Origin of the sequence: Paenibacillus shunpengii (genome assembly GCF_042684905.1) — a bacterium.
Classification (GTDB): Bacteria; Bacillota; Bacilli; order Paenibacillales; family Paenibacillaceae; genus Paenibacillus; species Paenibacillus shunpengii.
In genome coordinates this window covers 1,486,124-1,508,488 of sequence record NZ_JBHUMJ010000002.1, presented here as the reverse complement: position 1 = coordinate 1,508,488, position 22,365 = coordinate 1,486,124, and the positions used below count along the sequence as shown (strand labels likewise).

Annotated in this window: 20 protein-coding genes; 1 reads left to right on the top strand and 19 read right to left on the bottom strand. The window is 46.5% G+C overall.

Annotation, left to right across the window (positions count from 1 at the left end; genetic code table 11):
* Positions 1-46: 46 nt before the first annotated feature.
* The 5 genes from ACFSVM_RS07190 to ACFSVM_RS07170 all read right to left on the bottom strand — a co-directional run bounded on the left by ACFSVM_RS07190 (position 47) and on the right by ACFSVM_RS07170 (position 4,401).
* Positions 47-1,138: a Gfo/Idh/MocA family protein gene (locus ACFSVM_RS07190; protein ID WP_379261092.1), complete on the bottom strand. Its 1,092-nt coding sequence runs from the start codon at positions 1,136-1,138 to the stop codon at positions 47-49.
* Between the two features lie 41 nt (positions 1,139-1,179).
* Positions 1,180-2,352, bottom strand: coding sequence for a Gfo/Idh/MocA family protein (locus ACFSVM_RS07185; RefSeq protein WP_379261090.1), 1,173 nt, complete (start codon positions 2,350-2,352; stop codon positions 1,180-1,182).
* The gene (locus ACFSVM_RS07180; RefSeq protein ID WP_090722887.1) at positions 2,349-3,230 is read right to left on the bottom strand and encodes a sugar phosphate isomerase/epimerase family protein; all 882 of its coding nucleotides are present in this window, start codon (positions 3,228-3,230) and stop codon (positions 2,349-2,351) included. Before ACFSVM_RS07180 ends, ACFSVM_RS07185 begins: the two co-directional genes overlap by 4 nt.
* Before the next feature lie 263 nt (positions 3,231-3,493).
* A complete protein-coding gene (locus tag ACFSVM_RS07175) occupies positions 3,494-3,988 on the bottom strand; it encodes a metallophosphoesterase family protein (protein ID WP_090723796.1) in 495 nt (164 codons plus the stop codon).
* A gap of 35 nt (positions 3,989-4,023) precedes the next feature.
* On the bottom strand, positions 4,024-4,401 hold the full coding sequence (locus tag ACFSVM_RS07170; RefSeq protein ID WP_076311040.1) for a DivIVA domain-containing protein: 378 nt from the start codon (positions 4,399-4,401) through the stop codon (positions 4,024-4,026).
* 226 nt (positions 4,402-4,627) lie between these two features.
* Between ACFSVM_RS07170 and ACFSVM_RS07165 the strand changes: the two genes are divergently transcribed.
* Positions 4,628-5,209, top strand: coding sequence for a TraR/DksA C4-type zinc finger protein (locus ACFSVM_RS07165; RefSeq protein WP_379261088.1), 582 nt, complete (start codon positions 4,628-4,630; stop codon positions 5,207-5,209).
* A 57-nt stretch (positions 5,210-5,266) separates the two neighbouring features.
* On the opposite strand, the gene ACFSVM_RS07160 is transcribed toward ACFSVM_RS07165, so the two are convergent.
* The 14 genes from ACFSVM_RS07160 to essC all read right to left on the bottom strand — a co-directional run bounded on the left by ACFSVM_RS07160 (position 5,267) and on the right by essC (position 22,356).
* Positions 5,267-5,833, bottom strand: a complete 567-nt coding sequence (locus ACFSVM_RS07160) for a winged helix-turn-helix domain-containing protein (RefSeq protein WP_090722892.1) — start codon at positions 5,831-5,833, stop codon at positions 5,267-5,269.
* A gap of 166 nt (positions 5,834-5,999) precedes the next feature.
* Positions 6,000-7,004: a Gfo/Idh/MocA family protein gene (locus ACFSVM_RS07155; protein WP_090722894.1), complete on the bottom strand. Its 1,005-nt coding sequence runs from the start codon at positions 7,002-7,004 to the stop codon at positions 6,000-6,002.
* 49 nt (positions 7,005-7,053) lie between these two features.
* Positions 7,054-7,413 carry a helix-turn-helix transcriptional regulator gene (locus tag ACFSVM_RS07150; protein ID WP_076311044.1) on the bottom strand — a complete coding sequence of 120 codons (360 nt, stop codon included), beginning with the start codon at positions 7,411-7,413 and terminating at the stop codon, positions 7,054-7,056.
* A gap of 472 nt (positions 7,414-7,885) precedes the next feature.
* Positions 7,886-8,491, bottom strand: a complete 606-nt coding sequence (locus ACFSVM_RS07145; protein WP_083655680.1) for a general stress protein — start codon at positions 8,489-8,491, stop codon at positions 7,886-7,888.
* 150 nt (positions 8,492-8,641) lie between these two features.
* A complete protein-coding gene (hrpB, locus tag ACFSVM_RS07140; protein WP_379261085.1) occupies positions 8,642-11,152 on the bottom strand; it encodes an ATP-dependent helicase HrpB in 2,511 nt (836 codons plus the stop codon).
* 51 nt (positions 11,153-11,203) lie between these two features.
* Positions 11,204-11,581, bottom strand: a complete 378-nt coding sequence (locus tag ACFSVM_RS07135; protein WP_076312502.1) for a DnaJ family domain-containing protein — start codon at positions 11,579-11,581, stop codon at positions 11,204-11,206.
* 156 nt (positions 11,582-11,737) lie between these two features.
* The gene (locus tag ACFSVM_RS07130; RefSeq protein WP_379261083.1) at positions 11,738-12,541 is read right to left on the bottom strand and encodes an SDR family oxidoreductase; all 804 of its coding nucleotides are present in this window, start codon (positions 12,539-12,541) and stop codon (positions 11,738-11,740) included.
* 164 nt (positions 12,542-12,705) lie between these two features.
* Positions 12,706-13,545 carry a hypothetical protein gene (locus ACFSVM_RS07125; RefSeq protein WP_379261081.1) on the bottom strand — a complete coding sequence of 280 codons (840 nt, stop codon included), beginning with the start codon at positions 13,543-13,545 and terminating at the stop codon, positions 12,706-12,708.
* Between the two features lie 14 nt (positions 13,546-13,559).
* The gene (locus ACFSVM_RS07120) at positions 13,560-14,312 is read right to left on the bottom strand and encodes a vWA domain-containing protein (RefSeq protein ID WP_076311047.1); all 753 of its coding nucleotides are present in this window, start codon (positions 14,310-14,312) and stop codon (positions 13,560-13,562) included.
* Between the two features lie 21 nt (positions 14,313-14,333).
* Complete coding sequence (locus ACFSVM_RS07115; RefSeq protein ID WP_379261078.1) at positions 14,334-16,457, bottom strand: hypothetical protein; 2,124 nt, start codon at positions 16,455-16,457, stop codon at positions 14,334-14,336.
* 95 nt (positions 16,458-16,552) lie between these two features.
* On the bottom strand, positions 16,553-16,828 hold the full coding sequence (locus ACFSVM_RS07110; RefSeq protein ID WP_047909612.1) for a WXG100 family type VII secretion target: 276 nt from the start codon (positions 16,826-16,828) through the stop codon (positions 16,553-16,555).
* Positions 16,829-16,986: 158 nt separating this feature from the next.
* Entirely contained in the window at positions 16,987-17,505 is a 519-nt protein-coding gene (locus ACFSVM_RS07105; RefSeq protein ID WP_076312504.1) for a WXG100 family type VII secretion target, read from the bottom strand.
* A gap of 5 nt (positions 17,506-17,510) precedes the next feature.
* Complete coding sequence (locus ACFSVM_RS07100) at positions 17,511-18,344, bottom strand: hypothetical protein (RefSeq protein ID WP_076311049.1); 834 nt, start codon at positions 18,342-18,344, stop codon at positions 17,511-17,513.
* Positions 18,345-18,360: 16 nt separating this feature from the next.
* Complete coding sequence (essC, locus tag ACFSVM_RS07095; RefSeq protein ID WP_379261075.1) at positions 18,361-22,356, bottom strand: type VII secretion protein EssC; 3,996 nt, start codon at positions 22,354-22,356, stop codon at positions 18,361-18,363.
* Between the last annotated feature and the right edge of the window lie 9 nt (positions 22,357-22,365).

Below are 22,365 nucleotides of genomic sequence, written 5' to 3'. Positions count from 1 at the left end.
CGTGACTTCATTGTATCACGCAATAGGCTGCAAACGACAACATCAATTACCGTGCGGCTTGGAATGTCCCTGCTGATGCCAGTTCTTGAGCAGTGAGACATAACTCCGCTGCCTTAAAAGCATGAGCCTGAGACATGGCATCCTCTGTTCTATTTATACAATCCTTAATTAATTGACTGAAAAAAGGATAGCCTACCTTCCCTTTTACATTAAACCGGTATTCCCCCTCATGATTGACCAGATATACTTGATCGCCTATCGATTCTCGTGCAATGTCTGTATATTTACGCAGTTCAATGTAACCGTCCGTCCCCAGTATGGTCGTACGCCCATCTCCCCATGTAGAAAGGCCGTTCGGTGTAAACCAATCCACCCGAAAATATCCTGAGGTGCCGTTATCACCCACGAGCGCAGCTTCTCCGAAATCTTCCAGCTCCGGATACTCGGGATGCGCCATATTAACCGCACGACTATACTTCACTTCTGCATTCTGACAAGAAGCAAAGTATAGAAATTGTTCAATTTGATGGCTTCCAATATCGCAAATAATTCCACCGTATTTGTCTTTCTCGAAGAACCATTCTGGGCGGCTGCCGGCATTTAAACGATGCGGTCCTGTACCCATGACTTGGAGCACCTTGCCGATCGCCCCTTGAGATATAAGCTGACCAGCATAAACAGCGCTCTCGACATGTAGGCGTTCACTATAATAAACCATATACTTTCGGCCTGTTTCCTTTACCTTCTGACGAGCAGCCTCAAGCTGTGTGAGGGAAGTAAAGGGGGCTTTATCCGTAAAATAATCTTTACCTGCGTCCATGACGACAAGACCCAGCGGCCCTCTTTCCGAAGGAACAGCCGCTCCCGCCACGAGACGAACCTCGGCATCATTTAATATTTCATCAAGGGAATTGGCTGCCTTGGCCTCCGGAAATCGTTCCTGAAAAGCCCTTACTTTATCCGGGTCAGGATCGTATACCCATTTTAGAGTAGCTCCTGAGCGTACAAGCTCGCCACACATCCCATAGATATGCCCATGATCCAGAGCTGCTGCCGCGATGACAAATTCTCCAGGTCCTGCAACAACTTCATTCACTGCACTCTCCGGCGCATAAAACATCCCATCTCGATTACTCATTGTCAGCACCTCTTTCCAGCATATTCTTTAACTCCAACATCTTATTGAAAGGTACCGCTTAGATCAGCCGGTGATTGAGTCTCTCTCACTGGATCCGTATTCATCTTGGAATGACGAATGCGTTCCTGAAGATGCTTGTTAAACAGCTCCTCATCAATTGGCAGCTCGACCCAATGATCCGTCCAAGTAGATAAATACATGGCATTGGATAAAGTCAGTCCATGAATTCCTTCTTCCCCAGGAGCAATAAGCGGTGAGCCATGCAAAATAGCATCTACAAAGTTCTGCATAATACCAAGGTGTCCTGTCTCTCTGCCCTCAATGGGAATATCAATCTTCCAGCATTCTGGCTGTCCAAATCCGCCGGTATATCGCTGATTAAATTCACTTTCGGGTTCACGTAGCCGCCAAAAGGTCATCTTCCCATCCTCAACGACAATTTTGCCGCGATCACCTGTTACTTCAAATCGATTCGTTCCCGGAGTTTCTCCTGTCGTTGTGATGAAGACGCCGGTGGCTCCATTCTCATATTCTACGTATGCAGTCACATCATCCTCGACTTCAATGCTGCGATATTTGCCAAACGCACAGAAGGCTCGCACCCGCTTCGGCATCAGGCCTACTGTCCACTGCCATAGATCCAGCTGGTGCGGAGACTGATTCAGCAGCACACCTCCGCCTTCACCCGCCCAAGTCGCACGCCAGCTTCCAGAATCATAATAGCTCTGAGAGCGGTACCAGCTAGTAATAATCCAGTTGGTCCGCCGAATCTCACCAAGTTCCCCTGAAGCAATCAAATCCTTTAATTTGATGTACAGTGGGTTGGTTCGCTGATTGTACATGATCGAGAACACCTTCCCGCTCTCGCTCGCGGCTTCGTTCATTTCTCTCACTTGACTTGTATATACCCCAGCCGGCTTTTCTATAAGAACATGAAGTCCTTGATTAAATGCCAGTATGGCAAGCTCCGAATGATGATAATGAGGTGTAGCAATAAGGACTGCATCAACTTCCCCCGAGAGCATCATGGCTTTCGGATCCTGGAAATACTGAACTTCTCCTTGCAGGTTATCTGCTGCCCATGCTTTGGCGCTCTCTCTCATATCACTGATCGCCGTAAGCACGGCCCCTTTAATCTTACCTTGATTAATCGTTTTGGCATGGGCAGAACCCATATTGCCGATGCCTATGATTCCGACTCTTACCGCATTCATTGTGCAGCACCTCCAATATGTAACTGTTTGCTCAGTGAATGCATGCTCTGCGTGAAGTTCTTGAGCATCTCCACTGAAGAATAGCTCTGACTAAAATCTTCTATTCCCAGATATCCCTTATATCCAACGGATTCAAGATCTTCAAGAACGGTGCTCCAACGAACGACTCCGTTAAGTAAAGGAGACCATTTTGATTGATAATAGGTTTCTATCTCGCTATCTGGCTTCTCCAGCTGTACCCAGCTGGCATTCTTCACATGAACATGGGCTAGATAGGGTCCAAGCAGCTCTAAGCCCATACGGTAATTTTCATAGCCTTCGTGGACCATATTCCCCGGATCATACAACACTCCGATATGCTGTGGATCGAATGAGGAAACGAGCCGATAGGCAAGTCCCGCACTAGGAGCTATGGTGCCATGATGTGTTTCGACCAGTGCTTTTACTCCATACTGACGAGACATCTCCTGAACCTCGCTTAAGTACGAGATTGCACCATTGTACAGCTCATGATAATTCGCCGAGCGATGATAACCTGGAACACCCACCCGCATCATTGCTGCACCTAGCTTTTGAGCGGATTGGAAGGCCTGCTCCGTAGCCTTCAGATCTCCCGAAGTAAGATAAGGAACAAGAGCAATCGATTTCAGCCCGTATTGTTCAGTTAGTGCTGCCGCCTTCGCGACCTCCTCATCTGCATTCTCAGGATCTATGGAGGCCAGATTTCTTCTCCAAAAAGAAGGTTCTTCCTGGCTTGCCTCCATCGGGACGCCTTTGTACCGCCATTCAATACCTTGAATTCCGGCATCCGAAGCAGCCTTGAGCATTTGTTCAGGCAGTAAATCTGGGGTCGCAACCGTAAATAAAGATAACAACATTCCTTATCACTCCTTTAGAATAAAGCGTATTCACAAGTTCATCCTATCACTGTACTTCAAGGACAGATACGGCTATTTCTTAAGAGATGAACCACAGATAACAAAACAGGCGAGGAAGACACTCAGAGGCAAATCATCTGAAATCATTTATAACCTCAAAAAAAACACCTGCTGATTCGTTATTAAAACGATCAACAGGTGTTTATCACCATTCGTATATATTTAGACTTCGTTATTGCAGCTCCAGGGATGATGAAATGGATTCACTTGCTGGCATAGTAAACATGCTGTATATCTATTTCGTCATCAACCCTGATTACACCGTGTGAATATTGTGACTGCCTTCTCTTGTCCGTAGGTGACCCCGGATTAAATAGTATAATTCCATTCTCTTCTTTAAGTACAGGGATGTGTGAATGTCCAAATACGATACAATCCACTTGCTCTGACTTGAAGGCTTGAAGTGCATTATCTTCCGTGCTCCCTCTACCCATGTGTCCATGTACGATACCAAAGCGCTTACCTCCGGCTTCGACAATGGTTTGTTCAGGCAATAGGCCTCGAATGATGGCAAGGTCGGTATTTCCATATACTCCGTGCAGCTTCCCCATAGACTGAAGCTCCTCGTAGAGTGAAATGTCCGTCCAGTCACCCGCATGAAATATGTAATCCGTATCCTGAAGGTCCTGAAGCAGAGGTGCAGGCAGCTGCTTGGACATTCGAGGCATATGGGTGTCAGATAATACGGTTATTTTGATCATAAGACGTAACCTCCTTGGTATTCCCTATTCGGTTAATCCATGTATGGGTCTTTATCCGGGCGGGCCTTGGCTTTGAGCTGCCGAACACTGTACTCCAGCTGTTTGATTACATCTTCAATCTGTTTACGATCGATCAGATTTGGATCCGCTTGCGGTTTAGGTACATTCTTCAGATTCCGAATCATATATTGCTGTTCCTGCCATTTATCCATCAGATCAGATATATGTGCATAAAAACGCTCATAATCCTTGATGATGATATCGAGAAATTCATCCACCTCATCCGGATCGTAACCCCTAAGCTTGTGGTTGAATTGTTTCTCATGAATGGATAGTGCATCCATCTGAATGCCGAGCTGCTTAAAGAGCTGCTTCTGCTTATCCAGCCGGCGTTTCATATGTTCATCCATATCTAACTAACCTCCATTAATCGAATTCCCTTATTTTTTTATATCATAAACTGACCCCTGATGAAAATGAATCAACATAAACTTTCCCTTACATTAACCAAAAACTAACTTATTCTCCAATCAGATTCCTGTTATTCCCTGATATATGGTATTCCCATCGAGTATGGTTGTGATGAGCTTCGTTAGGGTAATAACATACAAGAATGTGACAAAGGAGCTGCTAGACATGAATACAATAGAACTTACAAATGAAGAACTTAAGACATTGAAGAGTCGTTTGTTGGAAGAAAAAGAAAACATTCAAGCTCATTTTCAAATAAACCAAGACGGAATCAATTCAGAAGACAACTCCCTGCTTGACGCTACGGGAGAATTATCCTCCGTAGATAATCATCCCGCAGATATCGGAACCGAAACCTATGAGCGAGCCAGAGACCAGGCTATTGATGATCAGCAGTCTGAGAAACTGGACCAAATCGAAAAAGCCATTGGCAAGATGCAAGAGCAGAGCTATGGTCTGTGCGAGGAATGCGGCAAACCGATTCCATACGAGCGGCTTGAAATTATTCCCTACACTTCATACTGTATAGAGCATGCTGAACAAGAGCAGCAAGGTGAGCTCAGCGAATATCGTCCTGTAGAAGAGCAAGTGATGACTAAACCTCCCAGAGGGGCTGGTGAGATCAGCCAACGAAATGCGGGTAAATTTGATAATGCAGAAGCCTGGGAAGCTGTAAAAGAATATGGAACAGCAGATTCTCCTGCCACGTCCACGAAGCGGGATGTAGAGGATTATGAGGAGCTGTAAATATAATTTAATATATATGGGGGCCGCTTAGCGGCCCTTTGTTATGATGTCACGATGTCATGATTTCATATTTTTCATTTGTTCTATTACTGTTGCAAACACTTCGTAGGTATTCGTGCCTTTCTCTCTCCGCTTCATAAAATAGGGCTCGCACAGCTTCACAATCTGGGCATACAGCTCTTTGGCTTCTTCCTCGGTCGCATAAATCGAACGGTTCAACAAATGCGCTGAGGAAGGATCTCCTGCGTCCATGCGCTGAACAAAGCTCTGCTTGTTCTGTTCAAACAAAGCCGTAATATGCGATGCATTCTCGGAAGCGACAACCTGCCTCATCGGCTCATCTTCCTTCGTCCCCCGGCTGACAATGATCTCACCGGGAAATACCTCATAGTATTTTGCTATGATACCATTGATTTCCCGTGTCTCCACGAGCGAGAGCAGACCTACTTTTTCAAGCTTCTTAACATGATAATAAACTTTTGCCGGCAGTTCGCCCAGCTCGTCTGCTACTTCTTTTACCGTGGCTGGTTTGCCCAATCTATGAAATACATTTAATATTTGAAGTCGGTAAGGATCGGAGTACGTCTTGACTTCCTCCATCGTAGTTAGCACTTTATTATTCATTTAAGATCCCACCTTTTAATAAGTGTTGCATTCTATTATATGGTGATGTTCCAAGCAGGTCAAAATTACAAAAAAATAACGCCTCTATGGATTGTTTGATCGTTAGTTACCAAACAGAGACGTTAATGATCTATGCTATTGTTGTCTTCAGTAATTATAGGATCATTCACAGCAGTGCAATGCGTTCCCGTCTCTGTGCAGACTGAATGCAGGCTTCCACCACACGTATATTCAGAAGAGCATCCTCTGGCGTAAAGGGGAGCGGTGTTCCATCCAAGATTGCATCGGCAAATGCATCAGCTTGAAGAACAAACGAGTTAGATACTGAAATTCGCTCTTCTCTTGACACATCATCGGTATGTATGATGATTTGAGGAGGAATATCGCTGTTCTCCCATCCAAACACTTTTGGAAGCTCGATTCTGCCCTCTGTTCCCAGTATTTCAAGCTCTGCTCTGGAGCAAGCCCACATTCCGCAATCAAAAGTAAGCGCAACCTTCTCCGGAAATTCCACAAGTCCTGAGGCCATCATATCCACATTATCATGATCTGAAGAGAACAACGCATGTACTGTGACAGCTTCTGGTTCTTGTCCAAGATACATTCTTGCCGCTGAAATGGGATATACACCGACATCATACAATGAGCCGCCACCCATTTCCTTCTTGAAGCGCACATTGTCAGTATCGTAGCAGTTATTGTAAGTGAAATTCGCATGAATCGCTCTTACCTGACCGATTTCGCCGCTCTCAATAATTTCCTTGACCCTTGCATGCTTGGGATGATATCTATACATGAATGCTTCTGCAAAAACGACCTGCTCCTGATTGCAGATTTCAATCATCTGTCTTACCTGCTCCTCATTCAGTGCTGCCGGCTTCTCACACAATATATGCTTACCGGCTCTCGCGGCTTTGATCGTCCACTCCATATGCATGTGGTTCGGGACAGAAATGTAGACAGCATCAATCTCCTCATCCGCAAGCAGAGCGTCATAGCTTCCGTAGGCTTTGGATATATCCAGTTCGGCAGCGACCTCTGCTGCTCTGCTCTCATTACGGCTTGCAATGGCTACAACTTCACCCCGGTTAGAGTTCTGTATGGCAGGAATAACCGCTGTTCTGGCTATCTTTGCAGTACTCATTATTCCCCATCGGATTTTTTCACTCATCATTGATTCTCTCCTTCCCTGCTTACTCATGTGATTTATTCAAATGTGATTAATAATTATCCTGTTCTGCCTTCCTCAGCATGCCTAAACAACGGTCCAGATCTGTCTTGACTTGCTTCTTATATAATCTGGCCTTCTCTTCTCCGTCGTCGGTAAAATGATACAGAACGATTTCCTGAAAATCGATTCTCGGATCATTTCCTTTTAGTCGCTTCGTACGATAAAAAACTCCTTCTTGCACAAGCTCATGCAGCGCACGGTATACTTCACTCTGAGGCGGGACATATCCAAACCCTTTGAATTCTTCCTTCATGGCCTCAAGCATTTCATAACCATATCCTCTATGCTGCTCTACCATCGTAATTAAGTAGAGTTTAATGAACGCCCGCTGGGATATCATAAAAGCCATGCAAGTGTCCTCCTCTCATTTATTTCAAATAACCAACTTTCTCTCATTATAAACGTCTTTTTTCATCTTGACATCCTTCTATTTTTTCATATATCTGTTTTAAGACAGAATATATGACATAAGTACGAGACAAATTACCTCAGTTAAATCAAAGGAAACCAAGTTCAGATGAAACGTTCCATTAATTTGAATTTTTCATATGTTGAATTATTAATTTCAATGAGAACTTATCTTTGCTTTAATAGGCTTTAAATGATCTCCGAATTAAAGTACTTCATACTGATTCAAACCCCTAGAATTTATATTTGCACCTAGTTATTGTGAATTTTTCAGGTGTTGATTATAGGAGTAAAGGGAGACACAAATTTTCAAATAAAATCCAAGCATAAAAAAAACCGCTTTGATTACAAAGCGGTTTCTAGATGAAGCAGATTATATCTCCATTCGTTTTTTAGTGCGTGAAAGGGTATTCTTAGCGCATCGTTCGATCAATTCTTGTTCCCATCGCTTCCTGCTCCACCCGATCCTCTGGCACTCTGTCTGGACCTGGCATATTGTCTGTACGCTCATTGTACCGATCATCATAACGATCCGCATTTAAGGACCGGTTGTCTCTGAATACACCGTAAACATCGGTATCGGCATATTTTTGATCGACTAGTACAAGTATTTTACCTTCATCAATATTTTTTTCGTATTCTTTTGCTTCATCTTCAGGAATACCAAGTCCAACCAAACCACCGACCAGTCCGCCTGCTCCAGCACCGACGGCTGCTCCTGTCAGTGTAGCAGCAATTGGCCCTGCCGCTAGAATCGGTCCAATTCCTGGAATGGCAAGTGCACCGATTCCTGCAAATAATCCCGCTAGTCCGCCAAGAACACCGCCTGTAGCAGCACCCGCTGCAATCCCTTCAGGGGCTTTTGTTCCTGTTTCGCTCTCAATCGCTCTCTGATCTTCCTTGCTCCTCGTAATTACCGAGATTTCTTCATTCGTATAGCCTTTACTTATCAACTGTTCTATTGCACGAGATGCAGCCTCATCTGTCTCGAATACACCAACTACTTTTTGCTTTGCCATTGTTCATTCCTCCTTGAGTTAAGTACTTGTTTCTTACTTACCCTTCTCTCGGAGAGCTAAACAGATCTAGTAGTAACAGATCCAAATCCATTTTAGAATCCTCTTGTGTAATGAATCATTTTGGGAAATCCCGCTTACGTACCAAAGCTATTATTTGGGCCTGACTCTGCTGGTAGGCATTGCTTCCAGTGGATTATCCGGCCAGTAGTGCTTCGGATAGCGGCCCTTCAGATCCTTTTTCACTTCGAAATATCCTTCACGCCAGAAGCTTTCGAGATCTTTCGTCACTTGAACCGGACGCTGTGCCGGAGACAACAGATGAACTGTTAATGGGACTCTGCCGTTACCAATTGCAGGTGTCCGCTCGAGTCCAAACATCTCCTGGAGTCTTACCGCAATGTAAGGAGCTCCCTGTCCACTATATTCAATCTTGACTCGCGATCCGCTCGGTGCGGTAAAATGAATCGGCGCCTCTCGCTCCAGCAGCTGCCGCTCCTCCCAGGTCAGACTGTCCATGAGTACAGAAGCGATAGATACCTTCTGAAGCTGGGCCGCTGTCCTTATTCCAATCAGATAAGGAGCCATCAGTTCTGCAATATAATCCACGAGCTCCGTTTGATTCGTAAGCTCCGGCCACTCCGGATAGGCTCGATGCATGAATTTGATTCGTTCGATGAGCTGATGCTCCGCTTTACTCAATGTCAGCAGGCGAAGTCCCTCTTCCTTTATTCCCTCAAGCAGAGCGGTAATGATGCTCTCCTCAGGAGGATCTGGATAAGCCATCTCCTTCAATATAAGGGCATCCAGACGCTGCCGTTTTTTGGCGCGTACACTTTGCGTTTTGTAGTCCCATTTTACTTCGTGCTCCAGTTGAATCCATTCAGGCTTATATGTCATGAGTTCACTAATTGACAGTGGAGCTGCAAGCCGGATCAATCCGTCTGCCCCTTGATCATCGGCTTCAGCAACGACGATGTAAGCCCCTTCGTTTCCCGTGAAGGCCCCTGCTCCGGGGAAACGTGTACCGCGGCCGCTGGACAGCAGGTAGCGGCCATCCTCTCTTCTTTGCCCAATCCGATCCGGATAGGCAAAGGCAAGCAGTAGGCCGCAGCTGTATTCGCTCATCCTCCGCCCATTCTCCGGCTTCTGCCGGTGATGTGCGAGGGATGCCAGCAGCTGGCGGCTCTCCTGCAAGATGCGGTGCTTCGCCGCATCTTGAGCCCCTGGTGCCCGCATTAGCGTCAGCTGCGGGCGAATGTCCCATCCCGCCGCGGCACCTGCCATGCGGGATGAGCCCTCTGCAAGCAGCGCAGCGAGCAGGCTGGCCTCCTCGGCCAGCCCAAGCTCTGCCGCTTGCAGCAGCATGCTGCCGAGCCGCGGGTGGGTGCCCATACCCGCGATCTCACGACCTCGGCTCGTAATGGTGCCGAGGTCATTCAGACAGCCAAGCCTGCGCAGCAGCTGCTTGGCTTCTTCGTAAGATGCTGGCGGCGGTGCATCCAGCCAGCTCAGCTCGCCTGGGTCAGTCACGCCCCAGGCCGAGAGCTCCAGCGTCAGCTGAGCCAAATCCGCTGACAGTATTTCCGGCCGAGATGACTCCGGCCGGGCATCCTGCTCCAGCTGGCTCCACAGACGATAACATACCCCTGGCTTTACACGTCCTGCACGTCCTCTTCGCTGATCGCTCGATGCTTTGGATATGGGCCGTGTGACGAGTCTATTCATTCCTGTACGGGATGAGTACAACGACTCTTTGCGCAGTCCGCTGTCCACAACAACGGTAATCCCTTCAATGGTAAGACTTGATTCCGCTATTGTCGTCGCCAGGACCACTTTGCGCTCCCCTGGCTGAGCTGCCCGAATAGCAGCATCCTGCTCTTCGGCAGTCAGTGAACCGTACAAAGGACAGATATGTATAGAGCTCCCCAGGTTCATCTGCTGCAGCAATCGCTCCGTCCTGTGAATTTCTCGTGCCCCGGGCAAGAAAGCCAGGATATCCCCTTCATGGTTGGCCAAGCCCCGCTGAATAATGTGGGCCATATGATTCTCCAGCTCCGTATTCATGGGGACTGGCGCGTAATTTGTCTCCACCGGAAAGGTCCTGCCTTCACAGGAAAGCACGGGTGCCCCTCCAAGTAGACCGGATACAGGTTCAGCCTCAAGCGTTGCACTCATGACAAGAATACGCAGATCATCCCGAAGGAGCAGCTTGCTCTCGAGCGCCAGCGCCAGTGACAGATCTCCGTGTATATTACGTTCATGAAATTCGTCAAAGATCAGCAGAGCCGTATCCTCCAACCCTTGATCCTGCTGAAGCATACGGGTCAGTACACCTTCTGTCACAACTTCAATCTGAGTATGTCGGCTCACCTTCGTATCATGGCGAACACGATACCCCACCGTTTGACCTACAGGTTCATTTAATGCCTTTGCCATTCTTACTGCCGCATTTCTTGCAGCAAGCCGCCGAGGCTCAAGCATAATAATCTTCTTATTGCCGAGCCAAGGTTCTTTATATAATTCTAGAGGGACGACCGTAGTTTTGCCTGCGCCTGGTTCAGCAATGAGTACAGCAGACGTATGTTCAGCCAATGTTCGTTTCAAGTCAGGTATGATCTGAACGATAGGCAATGAATGTCCTTGATGATGCTCCTTATGCATTTAAATTCAACTCTCCAATGATATTCTTCTCAAAATGAATGCGGATCTAAATCAATCATCCACCAACTTACTGCGAATTCTCTCTTCATAAGCTTGGAGGGAGGGGTTATGGCTAATCCCTCTTTTTTCGAGCATGATTCTAAGTTTGATTTGTTTCTCGGTCAGCTTCTTGATCCATTGTTCCTTATCTTCTGCTGTCTGACATAATTGAATCATTTGCTCTAGGCTGACGCATTCCTGCTGCAGTTCGAGTTCTGGGGGAAGATATCCTGAATTCTTCAGTATTTTATATGAAGCCCGAAGGTCTTCAGGGACATGAGATAGATCTTCTATTACAAGCGGCTTACCTGCTCCTGGCAGATGATCCAATTCTCCTCTTTCTATTGCCTCAGCAATCTTCTGCTCAGCGATCCTTGAAAATATACTCACCATACCTCCCTCTAATCCGATCCTAGAATGAAGTGACGGCTCTATCATGCATATTAGCTGTCCTGCTCGTTTACAATTGTTTCTTTTAAAAATAACGAAAAAAACCGCTTCCTGCAAGGGAAACGGCCGTTCACTCCATACCTATCGTGATCAAGATCAGCTTAACAGAGACTCCGCTCCATCAATGACAATCTGTGCACCTGTAATATGCTTGGATTCATCCGATGCCAGAAAAGCAACTAAGTCCGCAACCTCCTCCGGCTTACCTGGACCATGTGCCAGCGGCTGACGTCCATCCGGAAACTCCATCTTAATGGATACTTCATTCAGCTCTTCTGACTTTTCGGTGCTCTGATCAATATTTGTCGAGATGGCACCTGGGCAAATAACATTCACTCTAATGTTAAACTTGGCCAGCTCCAGTGCCGCCATTTTGGCGAAGGCTACCTGACCCGCTTTGGAAGTACTATATGCACTCATCCCTATATTCGAGAAGGTGTAATTCCCATTGATCGAGCTCGTAATAATAATGCTTCCTCCATCATCCTTCTTCATATGGGGAACAGCATACTTTACAGTAAAAAAAGTGCCGCCGAGATTCGTCGTTATGGTGTTCTGCCAATCCTCTACATCAATATCTTCAATGGGCGCCACAACGCCGTTAATTCCTGCATTGGCAAATATAATATCGATGCCGCCAAGCTCACTCACCGTCTTCTCTATCGCATCGGCAACACGTGCTGCATCGGAAATATCAACATCATAGGCACGGACCTTCCCCATGCCCATTGCTTGAATCTCTTGTTCTGCTTCGTGGGTACGTTTATCTATTAGATCCAATAAAGCGACATTCGCACCTTCCTGTGCCAGCTTGATGGCAACTGCCTTCCCGATTCCGGAACCAGCCCCCGTTACTAATGCGGTTTTCCCTTGAAAACGCAAACGTTGTTTTGAAGACATTCTTCTTGGTCACTCCTTAGGCGTTGGTATGTACAAGGAGCACATGCGGCTCATACATAAGAATGCCCAGTAAAGGAGAGTTTTAATAATTCAATTGGCAATTCAATTAATCGATTATAATTTATAGTCTAACTGAGTTTCGATCAATCGGATCAATCCAACAATTATGAGGTAAAGCTGATTTCAATAAATGCAGCGTCATCCTCAAGACCACCTGTATGATGTGCATCAAGAAGCACTTGGATCTGCTCGTCTGGCAAATACAGTCCGATAGGATCGAGCTCACCCATACCATCCGTATATAGCCTCAAGACAATTTCTTCACTTGCTTTGAAGCTTTTTTCATAGACATGCGGAGTTCCACCAATCGGTCCCTGCAGTGTAGACCACCGCTCCGATGTTGCCCTTGTCACTTCAAAACATTGTTCAAGCTCTGTTCCATTTTGAAACAAACGGATTCTCGAATCACCTTGCCAGGCAAGCTGAAGATTGCTGCCTTTTTTACCAGAGCCAAGCTGAATCTTGCCGCAAATATACATAGACTGACTGCCGTGCTTCTTCTTCGTCTCCAGCACTTCTCTCAGCATGATCGGAACCTTCTCGTGGTGAACAGCCTGGTATGTACTCAGCTCTCTGGAAGCAGGAATTGTAATATTCGTCAAAAATTGCTGCAAACGAGAGACGGACCACTCCTTCGTCTCCAGCATCCATCCATGCAGTGCCTTCCCTAAATATCTTGCAGCAAAATCACCATAATAACTCATAGAGACCCCATCACACAGAACAAATGTACAAATATCACCTTCCACATGAACGGCAGCAAAGTCTTGACCATTATCCCCATAGGTTGCCGTTTCTGCTGCCAGCCCGTAACCATAACGACATGTAAGCCGACCTTTATAGGCGGTTAGGGGATGATCTGCTTGCTGTGAACTGACAAAGTGAAAATTCTCTTCCGGATGTGCTTTTTCATGACCAGGCATAGACATTCGCAAAGATTTCACTTTCTAACTCCCCCTTACCTGACAGGCGTTGCCGCTGACATTTGAAATCCGATGGACACGAGCTCTGCGCAAGTCCCTGGGAGCATCATTAATGAACCCGGGGCAAGCAGATAATCCGCCTCGACTAGCATTTCCCTATAACTCTCCGGAAGAGGCGAAGACATCTTCTTCAGTTTTTCTCCATGCTCATCTTTCAGTTCCGTATCCTGTGAAATACCCGTCCATCTTCTCGGTTCTGGTATGGGTGCACTAAGCAAATGATCCGAGATGAAAATATTCTCAATCAGCACGTTCCCGTCAGGAACACTCATATTCATAATTCGTCTGGCGATCGGCTCTGGATCCTCTCCCGTCGATACTCCGTCCGTCATATGACATATCAATGGAGCAGGACAATCCTGCATAAATGGAAGCTCTGCCTGCAGGATTTTCTCTGCCTGAAGAAAGGCTTTGGCCGAGTCCGAGAATCGCATCGGAGTTAAATCCGGAATTGAACCAATCGCTGCAATTTCGTCTATTCCCTTAACGCCTCCGAGCAGATCATATACATCGTCACTGTACGCAAGAATTGCAATTCGATACCTTGGTGTCAATCTGCTTCCTTTAGTAGAACGAAACACCATTTGACGTATGGCAAGTGACAATGCTTCGTACACGATGTCCATCCTTCTGCGATTTTCCATCATCATATTCATGGATGCACTAATGTCAATCAAATAAATGATGAGGGCCGGCGTTCTCTGAGATGCTTGTATCGTATAGTTCATGACCGTTCATTCACCCCTAGTTTAAATATCAGGCAATTTATAGCTTCTATTTCTAATAAATTTATAGATATGTGTCTTGCGCTGTCCCACTTTACCTACTCCTGCAAAATATTCAGCATCCTGATTATACAGGTCCATAAAGTTATTCGCGTGTTCTCTCGCAGCTTCAATCTTGCGTCCTTGCTGTGCATTATAGGCTAGATTGTAATAGGCAATGAGCTGCTTGACGTTCTGAGCACGCTTCTGCTTGAGTGCCGCCTTCTCCTTGGCTGCTTTTTCTGCAGCTGCTTTTTGCGCTGCTTGTTCTGCCGCCGCAGCTGCTGCAGCCTTAGCTTGAGCCTGTTTAGCAGCTTCTGCCTTTGCGGCAGCCTCTTTTGCAGCTGTTGTTTCAGCTTCCGCTTGGCGTGCTTTCTTCTGTTCAAGCTGGGCTAGATACGCCTCATATTTTGCCTGCTTGTCATATTTCTCCTGAAGAGCAGCCTTTTCCTTCGCCTTTTGCTTCGCTTCAACCTGAGCTAGATACGCCTCATACTTCGCCTGCTTGTCATACTTCGCCTGCTGGGCAGCTCGCTCTTTCTCTGCGGCCAGACGGGCTTTCTCTTCCTCAGCTTGCTTCAGAGCGAGCTCTGCCTCTTGTTTTTTCTTATTCTCTTCAGCAAGCTTTGCCGCTTCCTCTGCCTTCTTGGCCTGCTCCTGCTTCTCAAGCTCAGCCAGACGCTGTGCCTCGAGCTGCTTCGTCTCTGCCTGTTCAGCCAGTGTATGCATTCCAGGAATCGCAATAATGCCGATTAAGAGCACTGCTGCGCCCGCAATAACCGCTTTACGACTACGGAATTTAGAGAAGCGTGAGTTCTTAGGCTCATCCGTCTCTGTAGGCAAAGCATCTTCAATCTGGCGGATCGCTGCTGCAATCTCTACATGCAGGGCTGTTCCAGACTTCTCCAATAGCAGTGCTGATTTGTATAAGTCAAGGGCCGCATTCAGCTCTCCCTTACTTTCTTTGACAGAAGCTTCCTGGAGCAAACGATCCTGTTGCTCCTTGTCGGTTACTGAATGCGCTGCATTCGTGAGAGCGGGTTCATCTACAGGAGATGAGACGGTGCTGCTCTTAACTTCTGGAATGATTGTTGCAGCTGATGCCTCTACAGATCTCGTATCTTCAACACCAGCGGAATAATCTTCCTCACTGCTGTTTTGTACGGGGACAGCATTCAGATCGATTGTAGATATGGCTACCAGCCATTCGCCAAATGTAGGGCAGCTGCTTAAATCTTGACTATGCCATGCTCTGCCGAACAGCTCCGCTATTTTGGATCCGAATCTGGATTCAAGTGATTGCTGGAGCTTGCGATATCGCTCACTGCTCGTTTGAAGCTCTCTTTGATCGAAGAAGCTCTCTCCATAAGTTCGATTGACAATTTCGGGGTCACTGAAGCCGAGCATTTCTGCTAAGATTACCGCTCCCGCAAACCTGTCAGCATAGCTGCTCCACAAGCCGCTATTCACGATCCGGTGAGCTGCATAACCGGCTGAACCCGCGAGAAGTGCATCAGGCCGGTCCATTTTTGGACTATATAGCTGCTCTACGTCGACTAATTCAACTGCAGCAGCTCCTTCAGGCCGTTCTACTTCGGAAAAAAACGGAACCAGGACGTTCGGTGCCGAGAGATCACAGTGTGCGATACCTCTCTGCTCCATCGCCGAACCTATACTTGCAAGCGACGAAGCTAGAATAACGCTCTCTTCTGTCGTCAGCTGCTTCTTATCACAGATGATATCAAACCAGCTGATGCCATCCACCCAAGGCATGAGCACTGAATATAGAAGATCTCCATGCTCACTTATTAATTTTCCGTTTCTTTCAGGAGTGAGCACGTCTCGTTTACATACCTGCAGGCCTGATATTTCACTGTATTTCTCCATCTGCTCCGATTGGTATACCATAGCCGGAACACGGAATTTAGGAAAGAATACCTTCAGGGCTTTTGCCTCATATTCCTGTCCATTCTGCGGCACTAGTTTATACACCGTGCCCTGCCTTCCTGTTTGTGCGTATGCAATTCCTGGAGCTGCCGGATGCTGTCCTACCACATATTTCTCACCATGAATAAGGAACTCATCACCGGGTTTAGGTTGAAAAGACATGAACATCCCTCTCTTTTAACGTTGTGATGCAAGAAAACCGGAAGTTCGTGAAAACTCCCGGTTTCCTTAAGTAATATAAGTACAGATAATTCCTATTAACGAGATTGGTCAACCTGACGGAATTTCGCAGCGATTGCTGTCAGTTCCTGGCTGATGCTGTTCAAAGTTTGAACAAAGCTTTGCATTTGCTTGCTAGCCTCTTGGAATTCTTGGAAGAAACGCTGTTTTGTCATACCTTCCCATTGTCCTTCCATCCCATTGATGGATTGAGTCAAGCTGGAAACGATCTGTTGACTTTGCTCACCACTTTGTTTGAATTGGTTTGCTACTTGGTCTACCTGTTCTGGGGATATTAAAATACGTCCTGACATAGTAGGGCCTTCCTCCTTTTTCATCTGCAAATATTTAGGTGAAACACATGAAAATTGTACCAAACGACACGAAGTGTGTCTAAAGTCATTGGTCCTATTTGTAATTCACCTAAAAATGAGGCTATGAAACTGCATTTAACATCTGGTTGACAAAAAATTTAACCAACCTTTGCTCCTAGAGAAGGGTCAGTAAACTTCCACCCTGCCGGGTTCAGCTCGGTTGCTAACCGCAGGGTCCCCATATCATTTAGCTGATCCTCCGGACTCCAGGATTGCTGAATAGCCATGACAGCAGACCTAGGATTAGACACCGAAAACACCAAAGGCTTATCGCTATTAATGGATTCCAGGTGCTGAGATTGCAGCATACGCATCGGTGAAACGTTTGTGTAATCAACATGAGCTAAAAACGAATGATAATCTTCGTCAGCTTGCTTGAAATGGTTTGCCTTGCGAAGCAGTTCGGAGCTAAATCTCTCAAGTTCCAATTCAATATGTCCGGCGAGCTGCTTCGACCTCATCCATTCATACACAATTCCCTCATGAACGGCGGTATCGCCTTCTATTCTTCCAAGGGCTTGTTCTAGACCAACAACAATTTGCTGAATTTGCTCCGCCGCATGCTGAAGCTGCCCGCTAAGCGTCCGAAGCACATCCGGTTCCACACGAATGCGCATATACATCACCTTTCTTCATGATCTGCTGGCTGTATCAGCCACTCTAGAAGCATATCTTTAAAGTCTCCTTGACCCATCGGCGTAGCGATAAGCCAGTCGCCTTTACCAACAGTACTCATACGAAAAAGCCAGTTCATAGAGCTGCTCGAGATAAAAGCTGCAGACTGCGAGTCCCATTTTTCTCCAGTCCATACAAGCAGTTGAAGCTCCCCTTCTGTCTCTTGATGGATAATTGTTTGAGCCAAAGCTGCTGCTCCCTGTACATCGTAGCATGCCTCCGACAAACGGCCGGTCAATGTTTCTTCATCAAGAAGAGAATCATTCACGATCTCAAAGAAGCGTTTTTTCGAGAACATCAAAGCCGGAATATCGTTCTTTGTGTGCTCTGTGCCCCATTTAATTTTGCTAATAACCGATTTACAGGCCTGTTCAACATCGCCCAGGTCTGATAACTGGTAGGTATAAGGCTCCTCTTGTGTCGGGATCAATTCCACTACGCGTTCATTTGTACAGTGCAGGTAACCCTTGTATTTCGCTCCTCGCTTCTTCTTTATTTCAAAACGACAAGCTCTGGAGGATAAGCCTGCAATGGCCACCCTTGAGAACACGGTTGGTGTCATGATGAGTTCACTGGAGTCCTGATCTCGGGTCAAATACCCTTTCGTTAATAACTCTTCTTTGGTATTCTCCCATTCCATTACGATATCCTCTGTCAGATATCCTATAAAGGGGTCCTCAATGCCAAGCAATCGATCAGAACCTATGATCCCTGCCAGAAAGAACAGTTCCTTCTGTTCCAGTGTTACTACTTTCTGTTTGGAATGATGAACCGTCAACATTATGAGCCACCTCCCTTCAAACTACAACATGCCATCGGTCGCGAATTTTTTCGATCCAATCGGCACGTTCCATATTGTTATTCCATGGCAGCGCTGCTTTAATCCTGGAAAATCTCCGTTTTACATAGTACCCCTGTCCTGCCGGCAGGACTTTCAGACCATTGGAACCCGTATTCGATTCTGAGAAAGGAATCCGGAAGAACGACAAATCATTAGGGTCCAACGTCCCGAACAACAGTCCGCTTTGGGCTGCTTTAATATCCGTTACCCAGTCGGCACCGAAAGTTGGGAAATCTGCGGCAACTCCCGCGATGATTACATGCACACCACGATCTCTGCCTTGACGTACAATAGCAGCGAGTTGATCTTTCATCGTAAAATCATTCATCTGCTTCGCCAGTGTATCAGCATCATCTATAAACAATACAATCTCAGGACCACAGCGATCAGTTGTAAGCCTCATGACCGTATCATATACTTCCTGTATTAACGGACCAAGCTCTTCATCCTTAGAAGCATTCTTACGTATATGAGGCAGATTGGACAGCCGGCTTAAGCCTTCTTCCCCATACCTCGTATCTATCGAATACATATGAAGTTCCTCAGGACTATAATGGTATGCCAAGGACAGCATCCATGTCAGCATAAAGCTGGTCTTACCACTCTCAAGTGGACTTGCAACCATAAAATGCGGACCTTCACGAAGACTGATATTAAACACTTCCAGGTCATCTGTCATGAGTCCAACGGGCACATTATAAATATCTCTCTGCTCCTGACTCCGTGTATGCTGTGTATTCTCCAGCACTTCTGCAAGTGTAATGACTTCAGGAAGTGGATCTATCTTCTGAGGTATCGAGCCCGTGTACGTATGATTAACGTTTCCAATCATAGCTCTTAGCTGGTCCGCTCGCTCTGCCTCATCTGTACCTGTTACAGGCAGAACCGTTTGAAACTCAAGTGGAGGTACATGCCCTTTAACAAGACCACGACCCGGAGGATATCCGTTAGGGACACGTGCCGGTCTTCCAACCGCATAATAATAGTCGCTGGGATCTGCCATTTCAAAAGAAACCGCATTAGTTATGTTGCTTCTGATCTTCTCGAAAATGTCAGTTATACGATTGGCCGTGACTACAAAAGTAATGCCGAGGCTTACGCCTTCTCTCAAGAATAGCTCCAGCTGCTCATTCTCATCCGGGTATGAATTTCGGAAGGATAAGTATCCGTCAATCCATACGATAATTTGCGGTAAGGTTTGTCCTGTGCTTCGGCGATAGGAGGTAACCGTCTTGACCCCTGCTTCAGCAATTAATTCTCTTCTTTGCATGAAGACTTTGGCTAAATAACGAAACAGCCGCTTAATTCGATCATCATCCTCAGCAGACATCACACCACCAATTTGCGGAAGTTGTCTAAAGTCACGCATCATTCTCCCCATATCAATAACATATCCATGCCAATTGCTGCAGCTTCTGGCAAGCGACATGATCATCGTCTGCACAAAGGTTGTTTTGCCAAGACCAGGCATTCCGTATACAGCCAGATGACCTTGTCCTAAGTTAATGGACATGGGCACCTGCTTCTGGTTCGTCAGATCATCTACAATACCGACAACCGGTTCCAGCTGGTCGGTAAGGGCCGAGCCTGAGCTCTCTGAAACTGCCCCATCCATAACCAGCTCTTCCCATTGAATTAATTCTGGCAATGGAGGGAGCCACGGACCTTGTAATCTCTCAATACCCGCTTGCTCGGCTACCTCTGAGATGTGATCAATAAAGACTTGAAGCTGCTTGGAGGAGCCCTCCGACTGCATCATGGATACTCTCTCGCCCGTTAACAGAGGCTCTCGCTTACCATTTAATCTAACTTCCATAAGGGGAAGTGAAGAAGCACTGTCATCCGTATGTGAGGTATAAGGAGCTCCACTCCATGCAAATTGCATTTCTTCAAATACTTCGTCACTGCCGACCTGGAAATAACCACGGCCCGGCTTCGTGATCCAGGCAGCATTCGGAATCTTGATCATATCCCGGCTGTCTCCCTCGCTTTGAACACGTAAACATATTCTAAATCTGGAGTTACTCCAAATTTTATCGTCAACGACACCAGCAGGTTTTTGCGTGGCCAGAATCAAATGCACACCCAGCGTTCTGCCGATGGCAGCTATACTGATCAGTTCATCCATAAACTCCGGCTGTTCCCGTTTCAGCTGTGCGAACTCATCAATAATAATGACAAGATGCGGCAGCGGCTCAGCCTGGTGTGAACCCAGCCATTTATAATACTCATCGATGTGCTGCAAATTTCCAGCATCATTCAGAATTTTTTGTCGACGTACCAGTTCTGCACGAAGTGATATTTTTGCTCTTTCCATTAGTGATTGGTCAAGGTTTGTAATCGTCCCGACTACATGAGGCAGCTTCTCAAATGTGTTAGACATCCCACCGCCCTTATAGTCGATCAGCATAAACGCCAAGTCATGAGGGTGAAATTCGGAGGCTAGAGATGCAACGATCGATTGGATAACCTCACTCTTACCCGATCCTGTTGTTCCGGCAATCAGACCGTGCGGACCGTGTCCCTGACGCTCGATCTTGTCATGAAGATTAAGATACACTCTCTTGCCGCCAGCTCTGACTCCCATGGGTACCGGCAATGTATTAGGAAATCTGTTCCGGGACCATCTGTCTGCTACATCAAGCTGTTCCACTCTGGATACTTCCATCATGTCGAATAAAGGCAGCAGAGGAGGTATTTCGGAAGCAGAGGATCGCTTCAATCGAAGCGGAGCCATATTTCGAGCACAAATTTCCGCCTCGGACCGTGTCATTCGATCGGGTACAAAAGTCTGATGAACGACATCCGCCTGTTCGGTCTTCTTGGAGTAGCTTCCTTCGTTCTTCCGAGCCTCCACCACGAGCTGACAATGCATTGGCAAATGCTCTTTGCGGGAAGCCAGTATAATCGTACAAGTTGTGATTGCTTCAGGATCTTCCAGGATCAGAGGCAGCAAAGGCTCTTCTTCAATAATGTCACGCTCCGACATTAGAACCACATACACCGGAATGTCCGGCCCTTTCTTACCCCGCTCTTTCCTGGAATTCTTACGGCGGTTCAGCGTCGTGTACAGACTATCTGCCAGCTGATGCGCACCGCTGTGTCTGTCCGCCATAAACCGCTGTCCGCGTTCATCATCCCAAATGTGAGGGAACCAGCGCATCCATTCGAATTCATCTGCTTCTTTTTCTTCATAAAAAGCAGCCAGCTTGACCTCATCCGGCGAATGTCTTGTCGTAATCTGTGTAATAATTACACGCAGCATAGACAAGACGTCCTCACGATCACCTACAATACCTACAATTTTAGACTCGTAGATGGGCAGTGCAATGGATGCACCTTCAACATTAACAAAATCCTCAGCCAATTGATGTGCAGCCTCAATCAGAGGTTCCCGCTCATAACCATCGAATCTTGGAGGAGCAATTGTAATTCGAAAAGGTTCAGCACCGATACCGGCGCGTACGGCCAGAAAATCATCATCATCCGGTGAACGCTCCCACAAAGAGCTGTGTCTGTTCTTAACGATCTGACTGCACACTTCTGGATCGCCATGAATTTCATGGGTGATCTGTACCTGTCTTGCGGCTTCTTTCTCAAGCTCTTCACGATGCTTCGCAAGCTGAGACGTGTACATCTCTTCTCTCTCAGCGAGCCGCTTACGATATTCTTTCTTATTACTGAGATATACAAAGAAAGGAATCGTATACGTTGCGAGCATTACCGTCATCATGACCATTTGAATGGTCATGAAACTACTGTTGCCCAATCGGCCAGTACGGCTCAAATAGAAATAAACTCCCACTGTAGCCAATGTCATGACGAGTGGTATAATTAATGAAATGATCGAGAAAGAAGGCTTACTAGGCTCCATCGGAGGACGCAGAATCTCCAGTGTCTCCTTCTTGAGCACTTCCTTCATTCTTGGAGAACGCTGATATAACACGTTCAAGAAATTTCC